The organism is Corynebacterium sp. HMSC056F09, assembly GCF_001815785.1.
Lineage (GTDB): Bacteria > Actinomycetota > Actinomycetes > Mycobacteriales > Mycobacteriaceae > Corynebacterium > Corynebacterium hiratae.
Map to the genome: position 1 here is coordinate 1 of NZ_KV821964.1, position 647 is coordinate 647.

Consider the following 647-nt stretch of genomic DNA (forward strand, 5'->3'; position numbering starts at 1 on the left):
CGCGATGGCTGAGTCGTTCTGGTCGACGCTTAAAACCGAATTCTATGACCGTAAGCGTTGGCCTACCCGTGATGCCGCGCGTAAGGCTGTTGCCTACTGGATTGAAGTCGTCTACAACCGTCGGCGCCGGCACTCTGCACTCGGAATGGTCAGCCCCGTCGACTTCGAGAACCACGCCGGCTCAATTATCAGCAGAAAAGAAATAGCTGCCTAACCACTGGGTAGCTCCACTACGTGTCCACGATTTGCGGGCAACCCCAATTATGGTGCCACGTTTTCACCGTGGCAGTGCAGCGATCAACAACCTGGCCGGCCTGTTTATAGCTTTTGCCAGCATCCACAAGTTTCAAAGCTTGGGCAATGCGATCCCGCTCGTGTTGTATGGCTCCACCGCGACTGGTATTGGCGAGTTCGATACCGTCTTGCGCAAGGTATCGGTAAGCGGTCTGTGGGAAACCTGTCTCTTTCAGTGCACTATGCGCAGACCGACCGCTTTCTACAATAGCAATGATCTTTTGGTATTGATCTTTGTACTTATCCTCATTCAGGCTCCGACGGCGCTTGCCACGGCTAAGGCCCTCAGCCTGGCGCCACACCTTCGCCGTAGCCTTCGAGCCCCCCCAACTCCTTGAGGATCACCGACATCG

Annotated in this window: 1 protein-coding gene and 1 pseudogene; one reads left to right on the forward strand and one right to left on the reverse strand. The window is 55.3% G+C overall.

All coding sequences use genetic code 11. The features are described 5' to 3' along the window. Positions 1-169, forward strand: a pseudogene (locus HMPREF3056_RS10355) (integrase core domain-containing protein); the annotation flags it as partial. A 61-nt stretch (positions 170-230) separates the two neighbouring features. Here HMPREF3056_RS10355 and HMPREF3056_RS13970 read toward each other — a convergent pair. After that, a complete protein-coding gene (locus tag HMPREF3056_RS13970) occupies positions 231-596 on the reverse strand; it encodes a helix-turn-helix domain-containing protein (protein WP_070754707.1) in 366 nt (121 codons plus the stop codon). Positions 597-647 lie beyond the last annotated feature (51 nt).